Annotated in this window: 16 protein-coding genes; 2 read left to right on the forward strand and 14 right to left on the reverse strand. The window is 49.5% G+C overall.

Annotated features, from left to right (window positions below; genetic code table 11):
• Positions 1–30: 30 nt before the first annotated feature.
• On the reverse strand, positions 31–1,362 hold the full coding sequence (locus ASF12_RS27750; RefSeq protein WP_056041668.1) for a PhoH family protein: 1,332 nt from the start codon (positions 1,360–1,362) through the stop codon (positions 31–33).
• Positions 1,363–1,477: 115 nt separating this feature from the next.
• Between ASF12_RS27750 and ASF12_RS27755 the strand changes: the two genes are divergently transcribed.
• Positions 1,478–2,101, forward strand: a complete 624-nt coding sequence (locus tag ASF12_RS27755; RefSeq protein ID WP_081419092.1) for a YhcN/YlaJ family sporulation lipoprotein — start codon at positions 1,478–1,480, stop codon at positions 2,099–2,101.
• A gap of 3 nt (positions 2,102–2,104) precedes the next feature.
• On the opposite strand, the gene ASF12_RS27760 is transcribed toward ASF12_RS27755, so the two are convergent.
• The 13 genes from ASF12_RS27760 to ASF12_RS27820 form a co-directional block, all read right to left on the reverse strand.
• Positions 2,105–2,314: a hypothetical protein gene (locus ASF12_RS27760; RefSeq protein WP_056041670.1), complete on the reverse strand. Its 210-nt coding sequence runs from the start codon at positions 2,312–2,314 to the stop codon at positions 2,105–2,107.
• Between the two features lie 81 nt (positions 2,315–2,395).
• Positions 2,396–3,454 (reverse strand): LCP family protein, encoded by a 1,059-nt coding sequence (locus tag ASF12_RS27765; protein WP_056041672.1) that lies wholly within the window; start codon positions 3,452–3,454, stop codon positions 2,396–2,398.
• A 130-nt stretch (positions 3,455–3,584) separates the two neighbouring features.
• Positions 3,585–3,908, reverse strand: coding sequence for a YlaH-like family protein (locus ASF12_RS27770; protein WP_056041674.1), 324 nt, complete (start codon positions 3,906–3,908; stop codon positions 3,585–3,587).
• A gap of 32 nt (positions 3,909–3,940) precedes the next feature.
• Entirely contained in the window at positions 3,941–5,782 is a 1,842-nt protein-coding gene (gene typA / locus ASF12_RS27775; RefSeq protein ID WP_056041676.1) for a translational GTPase TypA, read from the reverse strand.
• 58 nt (positions 5,783–5,840) lie between these two features.
• Positions 5,841–6,323 (reverse strand): hypothetical protein, encoded by a 483-nt coding sequence (locus tag ASF12_RS27780; protein WP_046230390.1) that lies wholly within the window; start codon positions 6,321–6,323, stop codon positions 5,841–5,843.
• 202 nt (positions 6,324–6,525) lie between these two features.
• The gene (locus ASF12_RS27785; protein WP_056041678.1) at positions 6,526–7,203 is read right to left on the reverse strand and encodes a TerC family protein; all 678 of its coding nucleotides are present in this window, start codon (positions 7,201–7,203) and stop codon (positions 6,526–6,528) included.
• A 178-nt stretch (positions 7,204–7,381) separates the two neighbouring features.
• Positions 7,382–8,611 carry a tRNA uracil 4-sulfurtransferase ThiI gene (gene thiI, locus ASF12_RS27790; RefSeq protein WP_056041680.1) on the reverse strand — a complete coding sequence of 410 codons (1,230 nt, stop codon included), beginning with the start codon at positions 8,609–8,611 and terminating at the stop codon, positions 7,382–7,384.
• A 1-nt stretch (position 8,612) separates the two neighbouring features.
• Complete coding sequence (locus ASF12_RS27795; RefSeq protein ID WP_056041682.1) at positions 8,613–9,767, reverse strand: cysteine desulfurase family protein; 1,155 nt, start codon at positions 9,765–9,767, stop codon at positions 8,613–8,615.
• A 163-nt stretch (positions 9,768–9,930) separates the two neighbouring features.
• The gene (locus tag ASF12_RS27800) at positions 9,931–10,605 is read right to left on the reverse strand and encodes a lytic transglycosylase domain-containing protein (protein WP_056041684.1); all 675 of its coding nucleotides are present in this window, start codon (positions 10,603–10,605) and stop codon (positions 9,931–9,933) included.
• Positions 10,606–10,840: 235 nt separating this feature from the next.
• Positions 10,841–11,440 (reverse strand): nitroreductase family protein, encoded by a 600-nt coding sequence (locus ASF12_RS27805; protein ID WP_046230385.1) that lies wholly within the window; start codon positions 11,438–11,440, stop codon positions 10,841–10,843.
• Between the two features lie 197 nt (positions 11,441–11,637).
• Complete coding sequence (locus ASF12_RS27810; RefSeq protein WP_056041686.1) at positions 11,638–13,263, reverse strand: DUF2339 domain-containing protein; 1,626 nt, start codon at positions 13,261–13,263, stop codon at positions 11,638–11,640.
• Between the two features lie 85 nt (positions 13,264–13,348).
• Positions 13,349–14,041, reverse strand: coding sequence for a response regulator transcription factor (locus ASF12_RS27815; protein WP_056041688.1), 693 nt, complete (start codon positions 14,039–14,041; stop codon positions 13,349–13,351).
• Positions 14,042–14,137: 96 nt separating this feature from the next.
• Entirely contained in the window at positions 14,138–15,547 is a 1,410-nt protein-coding gene (locus tag ASF12_RS27820) for a sensor histidine kinase (protein ID WP_056041690.1), read from the reverse strand.
• Between the two features lie 290 nt (positions 15,548–15,837).
• Here ASF12_RS27820 and ASF12_RS27825 point away from each other — a divergent pair, with 290 nt between their 5' ends.
• The gene (locus ASF12_RS27825; protein ID WP_056041691.1) at positions 15,838–16,206 is read left to right on the forward strand and encodes a DUF6713 family protein; all 369 of its coding nucleotides are present in this window, start codon (positions 15,838–15,840) and stop codon (positions 16,204–16,206) included.
• Positions 16,207–16,271: the final 65 nt, after the last annotated feature.

Below are 16,271 nucleotides of genomic sequence, written 5' to 3' on the forward strand. Positions count from 1 at the left end.
AAGCTGATAGCTAAGAACAAGAGCCAGCGCTTAAAGCAAATCCGCTGCCAGCTGAGCCAGCTTGGAGCGTTCGCCCTTCTCCAGCGTCATATGGCCGCTAATGCCTTCGTTTTTGAAATGCTCTACAATATGCGTTAAGCCATTGCTGGTCGCATCCAAATACGGATGGTCAATTTGCTCTGGGTCGCCCATAAGGACGATTTTACTGCCTTCGCCTACACGCGATACAATTGTCTTCACCTCATGCTTGGTCAAGTTCTGAGCCTCATCAATGATAATGAATTGGCCCGGAATGGAGCGCCCACGAATGTAGGTCAGCGCTTCTACTTGAATGCTGCCAAGACCCATCAATATTTTCTCAATATCCCCGGATTTTTTCGTATCGAATAAATATTCCAGATTGTCGTAGATCGGCTGCATCCAAGGCCGCAGCTTCTCCTCCTTCTCCCCTGGCAAATACCCGATATCTTTGCCCATTGGAACGACCGGACGGGCAATTAACAGTTTTTTGTATTTATGCTCATCTTCTACCTTGAGCAGGCCCGAAGCCAGAGCAAGCAGTGTTTTGCCTGTGCCAGCTTTACCCGTTAAGGTGACAAGCGGAATTTCATCGTTAAGCAGCAACTCCAGCGCCATGCGCTGCTGCGCGTTGCGGGCCGTAATGCCCCACACCGGATCATTGCTGAGGAACAGCGGCTCCAGCTTAATCCCATCCTGCGACACTTTGAGCAGCGCGGACTTGGAGGTGCCCATTTCATCTCGCAAAATGACAAATTCATTCGGATTCAGCCTGCTGCCAAGCTGCAAATTTTTCACCGTCAAAAACCGGTACGAATAAAACTCGTCGATAATCGAAGGATGAACGAACAACGTCACATATCCGGCGTATACGTCAGAAGGGGCTACAATGCGGTCAGACATGTAATCTTCTGCCATCAGGCCGAGCACATCCGCTTTAATGCGGACAAGCACGTCCTTGCTCACCAGCACGACAGAGCTTATTTCCTGACGATCCAATTGCTCTAAGTGATAGTTCAGAGCAACCGCCAATATTCGGTTGTCATTAGACATCTCGCCAAACATTTCCTGAACCCGCACGAAGCTGCGGTGATTTAATTCTACCTTGAGAACGCCGCCGCCAGGCAGCGGAATACCTTCGTGAAGCCGTCCTTGCTCACGCATTTTATCGAGCGTACGTGAGATAGAGCGGGCGTTGCGGCCAAGCTCGTCTGCCAATCTTTTCTTGGAGTCAATCTCTTCCAATACCACCGCGGGAATGATTACTTCATTATCGCCAAAGGCGAAGATCGCTTGCGGATCATGAAGCAGCACATTTGTATCGAGCACGAATATTTTTTTCATGAAAAACCCTCCCGGCGTGGACATTCAATTGAAAGGCCTATACATAGCCATACTATACTGCGGGTACACTAGGTTCTGAATAACGATCTGCAACAAGAAAGACGAGGTGGCTCACGTGTATAAACGGTTATTGGTTTTGATCGCAATCGCTGTTATTGCGGCTGGTTGCAGCACCGTCAAGCGAAACGAAATGGCATCACCCTCTCCACAGGAAAATCATGCGAATGGCGCTGTAAGGGCGCAGCAGCTTGCGGAAGATTCCGTTAAACCATTGAAAACGAATAAGGAAGTCGCTGATCATCTTGAAAAGCTTGCAAAAGGCGTTCGCGGCGTAAGCAACGCGCATTGCGTCGTGCTTGGTAAAACAGCCGTTGTCGGCATCGATGTCGACAGTAAGCTGGATCGTGCTCGAATTGGTACGATTAAATATTCCGTTGCCGAAGCTTTCCATAAAGATCCTTATGGTATGGATGCTGTCGTAACAGCCGATATGGACGTCTCACAGCGGCTGAAGGAAATGGGAGCCGATATTCGGCGCGGAAAGCCGATTAAGGGCTTCGCTGAAGAAATGGCCGATATTATCAGCCGCATCGTGCCGCAAATCCCACGCAATGTGACGCCTCATCAGCCGGAGCAGCCACAGACGCAATCGCACACCCAGTCTCGCATGCAGGAGCAGGAGCATCAGCTCCATGAGAAGCAAATCCAAAAGCACGCAACGCATGTGGACAAGCATTAACCGCTAGCGCAAACGCACAGAAAGCCTGACGACCCTATGATCGTCAGGCTTTCTTATAGGCGTACATACTTGTTCACGAGAAGTACAGATAACCGAAATGACGATTGGACAAGCTTCTGCCGTCATAGCCACACCAGCAAAACCACGTTCAAAACGAGGCATGCAATCAGCTTCGATGAGTTGCTCGAAATTGGCGGCTAAGAATACGGTCATCAGCATGACCTCCTTCTAACAGGAATAGCATTCGGTATCCTTAGCTTCTATTATAGCCATTATTGAATCCAGCGTCTATGGTTATTCAGCCATTTTTGCCTGAAGTACCGCGCGCGCCTCCTCAAGCGATGTGGAATCGACATATACATATGGGCTCTTCCACGTTCCGTTTAACGCTTGGAACGTAATATCGGAGCTGCCCATACCCAAATATGTACTGAGCATATTTTTAATTTCAGACGGAGGCATATCGAGCGTCAAATTACTGCCGACTGCGCCGATGACCTTATCGTATTTCGTAACGCCCTCAAACGATTTCATTTTATCAAAAATCGCTCCAATGACTTCCATTTCCCGACGATTGCGGTCGAAGTCGCTCGATTCGGCTGTTCCCTGATTCGATTTGCGATAGCGCACATAATCGAGGGCATTTTTCCCATCAAGCACCTGCTGGCCCTTGCTTAAATTAATGTTAGTGCCATCGGCTGTATCCCGGTAACGCATGTCCATCTCCACATTCACCTCAACGCCATCAAGCGCATCAACAACATCGGTGAAGCCTTTAAAGTTAATAATACCGGTATACTTCAAATCAACGCCAAAATATTTGGACAGCATTTCGCGAATTTCCTTTTTTGCTTCCTTCTCTGCCGCTTCTTTGTCCATATTTTTCTCAGAACGGGCATTGTTGAAAAAAGTGCTGTAATTCGCATTCGCCTTCCGCTCGCGATAACCATCTACTTGCAGCACTGAATCCCGTGGAATCGAGATGACGGACGCTGATTTTGAATTTGGATTAAAAATAGCTACCAGCATCACGTCGGTATTTAAACCGCCGCCTTTTTCACGTGAGTCAATACCGAGCAGCACCATGCCTGTAGGCTTTTTCTTAACAGACTCTTCTTCCGGCACGACAATATTGTTCGCCGTTCCAATCGTATCAACCGCATTGGTAGCCACGTAAGCAAGATAACCGACATATAACATAATTAAAATAAGAACGGAAAGCACAGCAAACATAATTTTAATCCAAACGCTGCCTTTTTTCTTTTTCTTCTTTGGCTTCGGAGCTGTTTTCTTGGCCCCGCCCGGCCTGCTTGCAGCCGTTCTAGGGGGTAATCCTTTAGAGCCTTCGCTCATAGCAACCACCTTCAAATCCTTTGGATTTCGTTTCTGTCCTCATTTACGCAAAGAAGCAGCGATACCCACGAATTCTCGCGGATATCGCTGCTGCAGAAGGCAGATCCGATCTTAAGAACACGCTAACGTCTCATATGCCGTTACTTCCGGAGTCTGATTCCTTTACAGCGTGCTTGCCTGCCCGTTTACTTTGCAGCTTGTCATACAGCTGGCGACCGCGAAGCATAAGCATCATTAATACAGCAATTCCCATACATTGAATAATCGGCAGCGAATCCACCTGTAAAATCCAAAGTACGAAAGAACCGAATACGATCAAAATGTAAACCAGTACTTCCTTTAGAATTGGCAGCTTCGCATTATTCGCCCGAAACACGGTATTGAAAATATAGATCGTGAATCCTAATATAAGCAAATAAGAAACGACCCAATGATCACTAAACCATTGCTGCATGCCGTTAAACCTCCAATCAGGCGGCTAGCGCCTTAAACGCCAGCTTGTGATGTTTTGCGTTGTTTTTCTGCACGCTCGCGCTCGCTTTTGTTCAAGATTTTTTTGCGAAGACGAATCGACTTCGGCGTAATTTCGCAATATTCGTCATCGTTCAAATACTCAAGCGCGCTCTCCAGGGAGAACAGACGAGGCGTTTTGAGTTTAACGGTATCGTCTTTACCAGCGGAACGAATATTCGTCAATTGCTTTTCTTTACAAATGTTAACGACGATATCATTGTCACGCGTGTGCTCGCCAACGATCATGCCTTCGTAAATTTCTGTACCTGGCTCCAGGAACTGAATACCACGATCCTCTACGCCCATCATGCCGTAGAAAGTCGTTACGCCGTTCTCAGTAGCGACAAGAACGCCTTGGTGACGTCCACCAACGCCAGAACCAGCAAGCGGACCGTAGCTGTCAAATGCATGGTTCATAATGCCGTAGCCGCGTGTAAGCGTAAGGAAAGAGGTACGGTAGCCGATCAAGCCGCGAGCTGGGATAATGAACTCCAAGCGAACTTGGCCTGTGCCGTTGTTCACCATGTTGACCATTTCAGCTTTACGGGAGCCAAGGCTCTCCATAACAGCGCCCATGCTTTCTTCCGGCACGTCAATGATCAGACCCTCGTAAGGCTCTTGCTTCACGCCGTCAATTTCCTTAACGATTACTTCCGGTTTCGATACTTGCAGCTCAAAGCCTTCACGACGCATGTTCTCAATCAGAATCGTCAAGTGAAGCTCGCCGCGTCCCGATACGATAAAAGCATCCGGGCTATCTGTTTCATCTACGCGCAAAGCAACATCCGTCTCAAGCTCTTTGAACAGACGCTCACGCAGTTTACGGGAAGTAACCCATTTGCCTTCGCGACCAGCAAAAGGACTGTTGTTGACAAGAAACGTCATTTGCAGCGTCGGCTCGTCAATTTTCAGAACCGGCAAAGCTTCCGGATTCGCTGGATCAGCAATCGTTTCACCGATGTTAATATCTTTAATACCTGCAATGGCTACGATATCACCAGCGCCTGCTTCTTCGATTTCAATCCGTTTCAGACCTTGGAAGCCGAACAGCTTCTCGATTCTAGCCTGCTTCTTGCCGCCATCACGCGTCATAACGGCAACGGTCTGACCTTGACGAACGATACCACGGTTTACACGGCCAACCGCAATACGACCCAAGTATTCATTATAGTCAAGCAGCGTCACCAAATATTGCAGCGGCTCCTCTACATTCTCTGTTGGCGAAGGAATATGGTTGATGATCGTTTCATACATCGCTTCCATGTTCTCATCTTGTTTGTCAGGGTCAAGACTCGAAGTGCCCATCAATGCGGAAGCATAAACGACATTAAACTCCAGTTGCTCATCACTTGCACCTAGCTCGATGAACAGGTCAAGCACCTCATCCACAACTTCTGATGGACGAGCATTAGGACGGTCAATTTTGTTCAATACTACGATAGGCTTCAGGTTCGATTCCAATGCTTTGCGCAATACGAATTTCGTTTGCGGCATGCACCCTTCGAAAGCATCAACGACGAGCAATACGCCGTCAACCATTTTCATAATACGTTCAACTTCGCCGCCAAAGTCAGCATGTCCTGGTGTATCAACGATGTTGATCAAATAATCTTTGTACGTAATCGCAGTATTTTTCGCCAAAATGGTAATGCCGCGCTCACGCTCTAGATCGTTGGAATCCATCGCACGCTCCTGAACCGCTTCGTTCTCACGGAAAGTTCCTGATTGCTGAAGCAGTTTGTCAACCAACGTTGTTTTGCCGTGGTCAACGTGCGCGATAATCGCGATGTTCCGAATGTTCTCTCTTGCTTGCATAACTAATAATCCACTCCATTTGTCTAATTTTGTATAATCCTAACCGATTGCTTGCCGTCTACCAGCGGGATCGTTTCCCCATCATCATCCATGCTCCGGCCGCAATCAGGATAATAGCAATCGCATATATCCCCCAGCTCCAAACGAGCGCCAAAATCAGCAGTACAGCCGATGTAACAGCGAGAATGGCGGAGGCGTTAAAAAAAACGCGTTCGCGGGATGCGCCGAACAAGTGGTACTCGTACAGCCCAACCGCTACACCCGTTATAAACAGCGGCCAAACATATTTGAGCGTATCCCATCCGAACATGATACAAAGCATGAACAAAATCGAATAAACGATCAGCATGCCTCCTGGAATAAGCACAACTGCCGGAAACAACCTGCCGAAATACAGCACATGCAGCAGAATTCCCGGAATAAGAACGAGAAGCGGCCAAAAATTGGATCCCAAAAAGCTGAACACACCCAGTTTGCCAAGCAATATTACGATACCAGCCAGCAGCACAATAATTCCAGCGGAATATTTGTTGTTAGGCATCCGCGCTTCCGCTCCTTACAACGCCTTACGCATATCCTGACGAAAGACGACAGTTTTTATCTTTACTAGTTTAAAGGAAGTGAAGTAAAAATACCAGTGCAACAAGGGCAACATGAAAAAAAAATTAGCAAACCGCTTCTTATAGCCGCACGATGCCTGATTCTAGCACGCTTCCTTGCTGCATATCGACAGGGATGAAAGCTTAGGCCAGCGCCGATCGGCGCATCAGGATGCCGATAATAATGACGAACGGGATGCTGAGCAGCGGAATCGCTTCAATTGCCGTTGCTGAACTGCTGAACAGCAGGCGATGCATGCCCGGGTCATGGACAAGCATGCCGCCCGCCGCAAAGCCGAGCAAGCCCGCTCCAATATATATAAGTGAAGGAAATTTCTGCAGCAGCTTCGTCAGCAATTGGCTGCCCCAAATAATCATTGGAATGCTCAGTGCAATGCCGAGCAGCAGCAGCAGCGTCTGCCCTTTCGCCACAGCCGCGATCGCCAGCACATTATCCAGGCTCATTACAAAATCAGCCGTCACAATCGTCCATATCGCAGCAGGCAGCGATGTTGCCCGCTTCACCTTATGAGAGGCCACGCCTCCTCCGCCGGACTCCCCCGCATCGGCCAGCAATTTGACTGCAATATAAAACAGCAGCACGGCGCCAATGGCCTGCAAGAACGGCGTCTGAAGCAAGGAAATCGCCGCCAGCGTCAGCACGCAGCGCAGGACAACAGCAGCCGTTGTCCCCCACCAGATCGCCCGCTTGCGCTGATGCTCCGGCAGATGCTTGCTCGCCATTGCGATTACAATAGCATTATCGCCGCTTAGCAGAAGATTAATCAGAATGATTTGTATAAATATGAAAAAGCTGTCCATAGTACTCGCCCCCTATACTACCACCTGTATGTCCAAGCTGGAGCGAATATGCCGGAAAGCCTAATGCGGGGTACTGCCCTTTCTTCTCTCTTACAAAAAAAAAGGCCGCCCACCATTTCACATGGCAAGTCGGCCTATGTCTTAAAGCGGCTTACAGCAAGCCGTTAATCGTTGATTTTTAGAACCAGCGGTCTTCACCGGCACTTGCTTCCGGCTCAGGATCTTCCGGCGTCAGCAGCAGCACTTCTGTTTGCTGCACAGCCTCATCCAGCAGCTGCTCCAGATTTTTTTGCTGATTCAGGTAGCCTTCCACCTTTTCTACAAACCGCAAATTCGGCTTAATGCTTGGAGATTTCGGCAAAAATAGCGTACAGCAATCCTCATATGGCAAAATCGACGTCGCAAACGTGCCCAAACGCTCCGCCTCATTAATAATTTCCTGTTTATCCATCATAACAAGCGGCTTCAGCAGCGGCAGCACAGTCGCACGCCCAATGACATCCATGCTGACGAGCGTTTGGCTCGCTACCTGGCCCAAGCTTTCGCCCGTCACGATTCCATGAGCTCCGTTCTTCTCGGCAAGGCTCTCCGTAATGCGAAGCATCGCCCGGCGCATTAGCGTAATAATAAGCGGGTCCTGTCCCGACTGGGCAAGCGTCGTCTGAACTTCCGTAAAAGGCACCAGATGCAGCCTCAGCGGAGCGCCGCTGTAATAGGATAACCTTCTCGCAAGCTCGATCACTTTCTCCTTCGCCTTCTCGCTCGTAAACGGGTAGCTGTGGAAATGGACCGCTTCCAGCTCCAGCCCTTTGCGCATCGCCATCCATCCCGCTACTGGACTGTCAATGCCGCCAGATAATAGCAGCATCGCCTTGCCGTTCGTACCGAACGGGAAGCCGCCTGGGCCATCAACGACCTCGTTGAAAATATAAGCCGCTTCCTCCTGAATATCGACCTTCAGCTCCACCTCGGGCCTCCGCACATCAACCTTTAAGTTGTCCATCGCACGCAGTACGTGGGCCCCAACCAAATGATTCATCTCCTGCGACGTATGCGGGAACTTCTTCCATGCGCGCTTTGCACTCACTTTAAAGGTAGCGGGCTCCTGTGGGATAGCCTTCATCAGCGCAAGCGCTGCTGCCCGAATTTCCTCCAGCTCCGGTTGAACGCTTACGACTGGACTAAAGGTCGAAATACCGAAAACGTCCTTGACCTTCTCAGCGATAAGCGAGTAATTTTCCCCGTTTAAATTAATATAAAGCCGCCCGAACATTTTTGAATACGTCAGCGCGGCAAAATCCTTCAATCGCAACTGAAGCTGCTGGAGCATCCGCTTCTCAAACATTCCGCGGTTGCGTCCCTTCATTGCCAGATCGCCGTAGCGAATGATTATTTTATCATACATCACTTTACCTTGCGCTCCTTTCAAGCGGCTTAAGCTTGCTTATTGTAAGGCGCAGCATTTCGCACAGCTGCAAAATATGCTGCTCTGTATGCTCGTCGCCCAGACTAATTCTCACGCCGCTGGCTGCCCGTTCCTGCCCCAGTCCCATTGCAAGCAGCACCCGGCTCGGCTTATTGTCGCGCGAGGAGCAAGCCGACTTCGTAGAAGCGATAATGCCATGCTGCTCCAGCATATGAACGACAACCTCCGGCTTCATGCCCGGATAGGAAAAATGGACAATATGCGGCGCCATGCTCTCCGGCGCCCCGCCATTCAATACCAGCTCCGGCGCAGCCTCAACGAACTCCGTCAATTGCTGGCGCAGACGGTACATCCGCTCGCGCCGCTCCTGCGCCGACTGCATCGCCATGCGCAGCGCCTTGGCCGATGCCACGATGCCGGGCACATTTTGCGTCCCGGCGCGCATGCCCTGCTCCTGCGAGCCGCCTGAAAGCAGCGGCGTTAGGGTTACGCCCTCGCGGACGTACAAATAGCCGATCCCTTTGGGACCGCGCAGCTTATGTGCAGAGCCGCTGAGCAGATCAATACCCCAGCCTCGCACATCAATCGGCAGCTTGCCGATGCTTTGCACCGCGTCCACATGCAATAGCGTGCGCGGATACCCTTGCAGCAGCTTGCCAATATCTGCGAGCGGCTGCACGCTGCCAACTTCATTATTCACATGCATAATGCTGACGAGAATCGTGTCGTCCCGCAAAGCCAATCGCAGCGCTTCCAGCACTACCTGCCCCTTATCGTCAACGGGCAAATAAGTAACCTCGTAGCCTTCCTGCTCGAGCTGCTTAAACGTATCGTAGACGGAGGCATGCTCCATTTGGGTCGTAATTAGATGCTTTCCCCGGCTCTGGTACTGCTTTGCCGCTCCTTTAATCGCGAGATTGTTGCTCTCCGTGCCGCCAGAAGTGAACAGCCATTCCTCAGCCTTCACGGCGAACAGCTCGCCAAGCAGCGAACGCGAGCGGGAAATGAGCTTATCTGCATCTGCACCGGCATGGTGAATCGATGATGGATTCGCATAATGCGCCTTCATCACCTCAGCCAGCGTATCAATAACCTCCTCGTAAGGCGGCGAAGATGCGCAATGATCGAAATATAACATGAGCCAAACGTTCCTTTCCTACTAGAAAAAATAAAAAGATCAGCGACGGCAAGCTAGCTGCCATTCGTGATCTAAAAGAAGTGCTTTTACAGCCTAGAGACTGCGACGAAATAAAGTACCGCTAATTTATTGACAAAAGCGGTTCTTATTTCCTCGCAGCTCCTTAATAACGCGCTGCCTGTACTTTCACAATATAGCGCTGCGTTTCCTCAGGAAGCTTGTCCAAATTCGCCATCAGCTCGCTGTCTGTCGTAATACCGAGGCGGTCGATACGGCCCGGACCGGCATTGTACGCGGCTAGAGCTACTTGCTCATTGCCATTGTACTTGCGAAGCAGAAAGGATAAATAACGGGTGCCGCCATCGATATTTTGCTGCGGATTTAACGAATCTGTCACGCCAAGGCCGCGTGCCGTGCCGTCCATCAGCTGCATGAGCCCTTTGGCTCCTGCGCCAGATACGACATCTGGCTGGAAACCGGACTCTGTGCGAATGACGCCGCGAATCAAGGCGGGATCTACGCCATATTGGGCTGCAGCCTGGGCAATCATCGCATCATAGTCGGTGGAGCCAGCTGCAAACGTCTCGCCCTCAGCCTGATAAGCGTTATTCAAGCTGGCAAGCTGCGCCAGCGCTTCGGACGCTTGAGCAGATACATCCGTGCCTTCACTTGAGCCGTTCGAAGCTTCATGCATATATTGGGACAGCAGCATGTCGAACAACGAAGTCACACTTTTGTCCTTATTCGTGCCTAGCGGGTTCGCTACTGTCTTAAAGTCAAGATTAGGAGCAAGCTGCGTCTTGATCATTTGCTTCATAATGCGCGGATCGATACTCATAATTTCCTCCTTGAACCAAATCGCTTGGCTCTGCTGGTCTAAAAAAGCTCTATAATGATGTATCGGTTTTTATTGTACATGTTTTTACCCCTATTCGCCAGCAAATCGTAAAATACACAAGTTTATTCGGTTCGAGGAGTAAAAAGCAACATGCAAAAACAACCTCCGAAGCAAGCTTCGGAGGTTGTTCGGTTCTATTTAAACGATTTAAAGCTTATCCGTACTATATTAAAGCTTATTTGAATACTTTAACGCGATCTTCAAGCGGCTGGAATGTTTTTTCGCCTGGCTCTGCTGTCGGCTTGCCGAAAGGCATTTGCGCAATCAGACCCCATGATTCTGGCAGGCCAAATGTCGCTTTTACTTTTTCGTCGATAAGCGGGTTGTAATGCTGCAGGGAAGCGCCGAAGCCTACCTCTTCCAGCAGATTCCATACTACAAATTGCAGCATGCCCGAGGATTGGTGCGACCAAAGCGGGAAGTTGTCGGCATACGAAGGGAATTGCTGCTGCAAGCCTGCAACCACATTGTGATCCTCGAAGAACAAAATCGTGCCGTAGCCATTATTAAAAGAAGCAATTCTGCCTTCTGTCGAAGCGAATTGATCAGCAGGAACGATTGCGCGAAGTGCTTCCAGCACAATGCTCCACAATTTATCATGATTTTCGCCAAGCAGGACAACTGCTCTAGCACTTTGAGAGTTAAAGGATGAAGGTGAATGCTTAACGGCTTCGTTAACCAATTCTACGATTTTCTCATCAGAAACAACGGATTCTTTGCTAATTCCGTAGTAAGTACGTCTGGCTTGCACAGATTCCAAAAAGCTTTGTGACATAATCAAATACCTCCAGTTAAATGGTTTAGTTCAATGCTTGATTAGATGCACACCAAAGTAATATTAATTACTTTACGTAAGTAACAATAATATATTACCCCTCATTTTGTCAAGCTTTTCCGCTGGCTTTTTATCAAAACAAGCCTTTCGCACCGCTTTATTCATTCCCCAATTGTTCCTCTTTCATTAGCCGAAATTTACACCTTATCTTTCTTCATATCCGTTTCTGCACCATGCTGCTCCCAAGACTGCTCGCCAAGCTCTCTCACTTTATTCCATTTGCCATTGATCCAAGCGATGAGGAAGGAGATTCCTCCGAGCAATAGCAGCACCAGCACCTTGTACAAGCTTTCCTGCCCGTTCAGGTCGAAGAAAATCGCTTTAATCGCCGTCAGTCCTAGAACCGAAAATCCGAACCAGCGGAACACCGATTGCCCGCGATTAACGCCCCACAATACGAGCAGCAGCGCATATACGCCCCATGAAGCCGACAGACTGAGCTGCACATAGAAGCTTGGAAGATCGTAAAGATGCTCCTGAAACAACCGAATCATTTGGACGGTCAACAATCCGCCGATGATTAGATGCGAGCACAACGCATACATATTCCCCATCACGCGATTGCCCGAATCGCCAAGTGACGCAAATTTCTGCCTCGTCGAATAATAGAAGCCCAATGCCGCAAGCGCAAGCCATGCCATCGCGCCAGAGTTCAGAAACGGAATGAAGACGCCGAACCATTCGCCGCGCGGTGTAAACCATGTGATGACGTACCAATAGCATACCGTTGTAAACCATATAATGAGCGATGCCAGATTCAAAGCTTGCCAGCGGAACCTTTTGCCCACCCAGACAAGCAGCGCGGCCACCGCCGACCATAGAAATACATTGAAGATCGGTTTGACCGCTAGACCGCTGCCGACCTGATTAAGCGCAAGCAGCATCAGCAGCACACCAGCAGAACCATACGTAGCCGAAGTCGGCTCCATGCGCTTCACATGATAGTGGATAAACCAGCTGGCAAGCAGCAGCACAAAGCCGATAAACGCCAGCGGATAAGCATAATGCACTTCACCATGAATGAGCAGCAGCGACCAGAAGCCAAAAATAACGCCATTGGACAGCCCCGCATACATGTTCATCCCGTCAAAGCTTTGTTTATTGGTCCGCGAAGCAAGCAGAAAGCCGATCTGATAAAACAGGAATGCAGCAAGCGCGTAGCGCAGCGGCAAATTCCATACCCCTTCCACCACGGGATCGAAGGTAAAAAAGTAGACGATATACATGATCCAGCTTCCGATAAACGATGTCAGTCTGAGCTCATTCCAGCTCTTCACCGTGCTGAGCCAGAAAAAAGCGGAATTGAGCACGAGCATATACAAAAATAAAGTAAATACTTGATCCGTTTCCGGACGCATCAGCAGCGGCGACAGCAGGCCGCCCGTCAGAGCAATGTTTATGAGCAGACGTGATTCAAAGCGGTAAGCATAAACCGTAAGCGCCGCAGTAACAGCCGTCATGCCCAGCAGCACCGTCATGGAGTCCCACATTTCATAATAGACACCGGCAAAAGCGGCCGTCGTATACAGCAGGCAGGCGCCTAGTCCGATTAATAGCTCACCGACGAGCGGCCATTTTTCCCGCTTAATCAGCGAAAACCCTGCTGCGGCAAAACCTGCACCGCTCAGCAGTCCCAGCCCGATTTTCATCGCATTCGTTACCCAGCCCTGCTCCACCGTATATTTGAACAAAGTGATGAACGCTGATAGGACGAATAACACGCCGAGCAGCAAAGTCCATTGTTTGCGAATCCATACATTCATTGGTTGTACCTCCGTTTAGCTGCATTTTTATGACTTGGTCTTAGTTCTATTTTAGAAAAATAGGGCAAAAAAAATAGTACCAACTTTACGTGGTACCATTTCCATCCTTATTTTCTTTTTCTAATAGACCAAGTGCTTTCACCTGCTGCGCAGCCTCTTTCGAGCCGCCCAGCTGCAGCTTCTTGAGTATATGGTTAATATGGTTTTTAACCGTTCGAATGGAGACGAACAGCTTATCCGCCATCTGTGACTGCGAATAGCCCTGATCGACCAGCTCCAGCAATTGCAGCTCCGCAGGCGTAATCAGATCGCGCACCTTCTTCACTTCAAAATCTCGCTCCAGCTGCTTCAGCCTGCGGAATTCCTCGCGCATCTGCTCCGCCGCCGCCGCGCTGATCGGGGACTGGCGCTTCGCCGCCGCCGCAATCGCCGCAGGCAGCGCTTCAAAGTCGGATTTGATCTGGTAATCGATCGCTCCCACCTGAAAAGCTTGCAAAATCAGCTCCTTCTCCTCCATCGACGTCAGCATAATGACCCTCGCTCCCGTCGACATCGCCGTTGCCTCCGCCAGCTCAATGCCCGCCGGCTCGTCACCGAGCATAATATCCATGAGTACGACATCTGGCGCCTGGCGCCCTCCAGCAAGCGCTTCCCGCACTTCCTGCGGATTATCCGAGGTGAATACGACTTCAATGTTCGGCTGGGCTGCCAAAAAAGCCTTCAGCCCGCGCAGCCAATCCTTGTCGTCCTCCACGATCCACACTTGTATGTTATCCATCGGCATGTTCCCCTTCTCTCAGCCTTATCTCTATTTATATCTCTGTCTATTTCTCTGTCTCTTTCTATTTCTGTATCTATTTCTTTTTATTTCTCTTTATCTCTCTGCCGCTTTGTGCTCGTAATTCGGGCTTGCTCCCGCAGTATACTGCGCCTGAATCGCCTTTTTCTTGAATATCATCGATACGAGCGTGCCTGCTCCCAGCTTGCTCTGAATATGCAAAGAGCCGCCATGCTTGCGCATCACATGATACGCATACGGCAGGCCAAGCCCGAAGTTTGTACTGCCCCCGCGTTTGGTCGTATAAAAGGGCTCGAACGCCTTGGCTGTCTGCGTACGATCCATACCCGGCCCCGTATCGCGCACCTCGATCATTATATCCCGTTTCGTCTCTTTCATTATAAGGCTCAGCGTGCCTTTGCCGTCCATTGCTTCAATGGCGTTCGAAATCAAGTTGCCGAGAGCCTCGGTAACCTGCGCGCGGTCAATCATACAGCTCCAGCCCTCAGGCAGGTTGCTGGTGAAATGAACGCCTTCGGCAAGCAGCTTATACGGCTCAAGCGTCATGAGCAGCAGCTCGCCAAGGTCTTCCCGCGTAGGCTTTAGCGCCAAATCCTCGGTGCCGTGATGGACACGGCCAATCATTTCCTGGATGTGCCGCGTCGTCCGCAGCACGGTCTCTGCATCGGCAAGCAGCTCCTCCTGGTTCGTGGATGCCGCGTATGCGCGCATCTTCTCGCCGAAGAGCCGCATTTTGCCGACGTCATTTTTGATCGCATGATTGAGTATAGCCGTACCTGATGTAACTGCTCGCAGCGTCGAATCCAGACGGCGACGGTCGATAAAAACACGTACCCCCAGAAATCCGTAGGTAAACAGACCTATAACAAATACCAGCGCCCCAATGCCCACAAACCAGGTATTGTACACCCACATCCGCAGGAAACCAAGGCTTGGCAGCACATAATTCATCGTTGCGCTAAACAGTACCGGAGTCAGCACCGACGTGCATACGATCCAGTGGCGTCTCGCTTGAGCCAAATAACCCGGATTTTTCAGTAATACATTCACCGCTCCGACGGCTATATAAGGCACAGCCCACCAGACAACAACTGTAAATGTAATCGGATACGTTTCCGTGTAGCCCGGTGTAAACAGCAGGCAGGCCGCAATCGGAATAAACAGCAGCAGCGGCAACACTCGCTCATAAGGCTGCAATCGGTCGATAGGGCGATAAGCCAGCGCAAACAATAGGAAGGTGTATGGCAAACCGTAGTAGGACAGCAGCGAGCAAAATGCTTGCAGCATATACAGCAGCTGATCTGCCGTTTCGTTCATATAATGTTGGCTCACATAAGGAATAATCCGCTCATCCAGCACGACCGACATCGCCCCGGCTCCGCCCGTAAAAGGTACCCCGCTGAGCCGCCTGCTCACAACCGAGCGTGGGTCGGACAGCATCAAAATAGAAGCAATTCCCCATAAGGCAATTAGGACAAATAGCACGCCGCAGCCCTCTTCTCTCTATATACTCTCTTTTATGCTCTGCTCTAACCATATAGCGGAGCGCGGAAAGCGTCAACCCTCTGAGAGAATATGTGCGGCGAATGGCATAGGACTGCCCGCCTATTCATGAGATTAGGAGTTCAGCTAATGATTGTACATACCTCAAAATGGTTATTTTGCAACGTTGTCCTCATTTATACGTATATGGAAGGCGGCTTATTTATTTTTTTCTAATATAAAGCTGTAATACATAAAGTACCTTGCTGTTATAAAAAGATAGGGAGCTGCCTATGCCGGATTTTTTGCTTGTGCTATTTTTGTTCAATTTATCTTTATTTCTGTTGCACGAAATGGATGCGATACGCCATTCTGAATGGAGATTGTTTATCTTTCTTAAGGATATGGAGGATTCGAAAGCCTATAAGGTGTTCACCTTTATTCATCTTCCGATGTACACGATTATACTCGCTCTGCTTTTCAGCGATTATCAGACGGTTACGTTTTGGGTGCTGGATATATTTTTTATCATCCATGCCATTTTACATCTCTTTTTTGAAAAGCATCCCCGCAATGGCTTCAAAAATACGTTCTCGCGAGCCTTTATTTATCCAATGGGGATTATCGCGGCGATTCATTTGTTGTTGATGTTTATGAAGTGAGTGTCGAATACGTCCGGCTATGTCCGGATCTGGAAATCTTGGATATGTACGATATGCAGAATATG

This window comes from Paenibacillus sp. Leaf72 (assembly GCF_001422685.1).
GTDB lineage: Bacteria > Bacillota > Bacilli > Paenibacillales > Paenibacillaceae > Pristimantibacillus.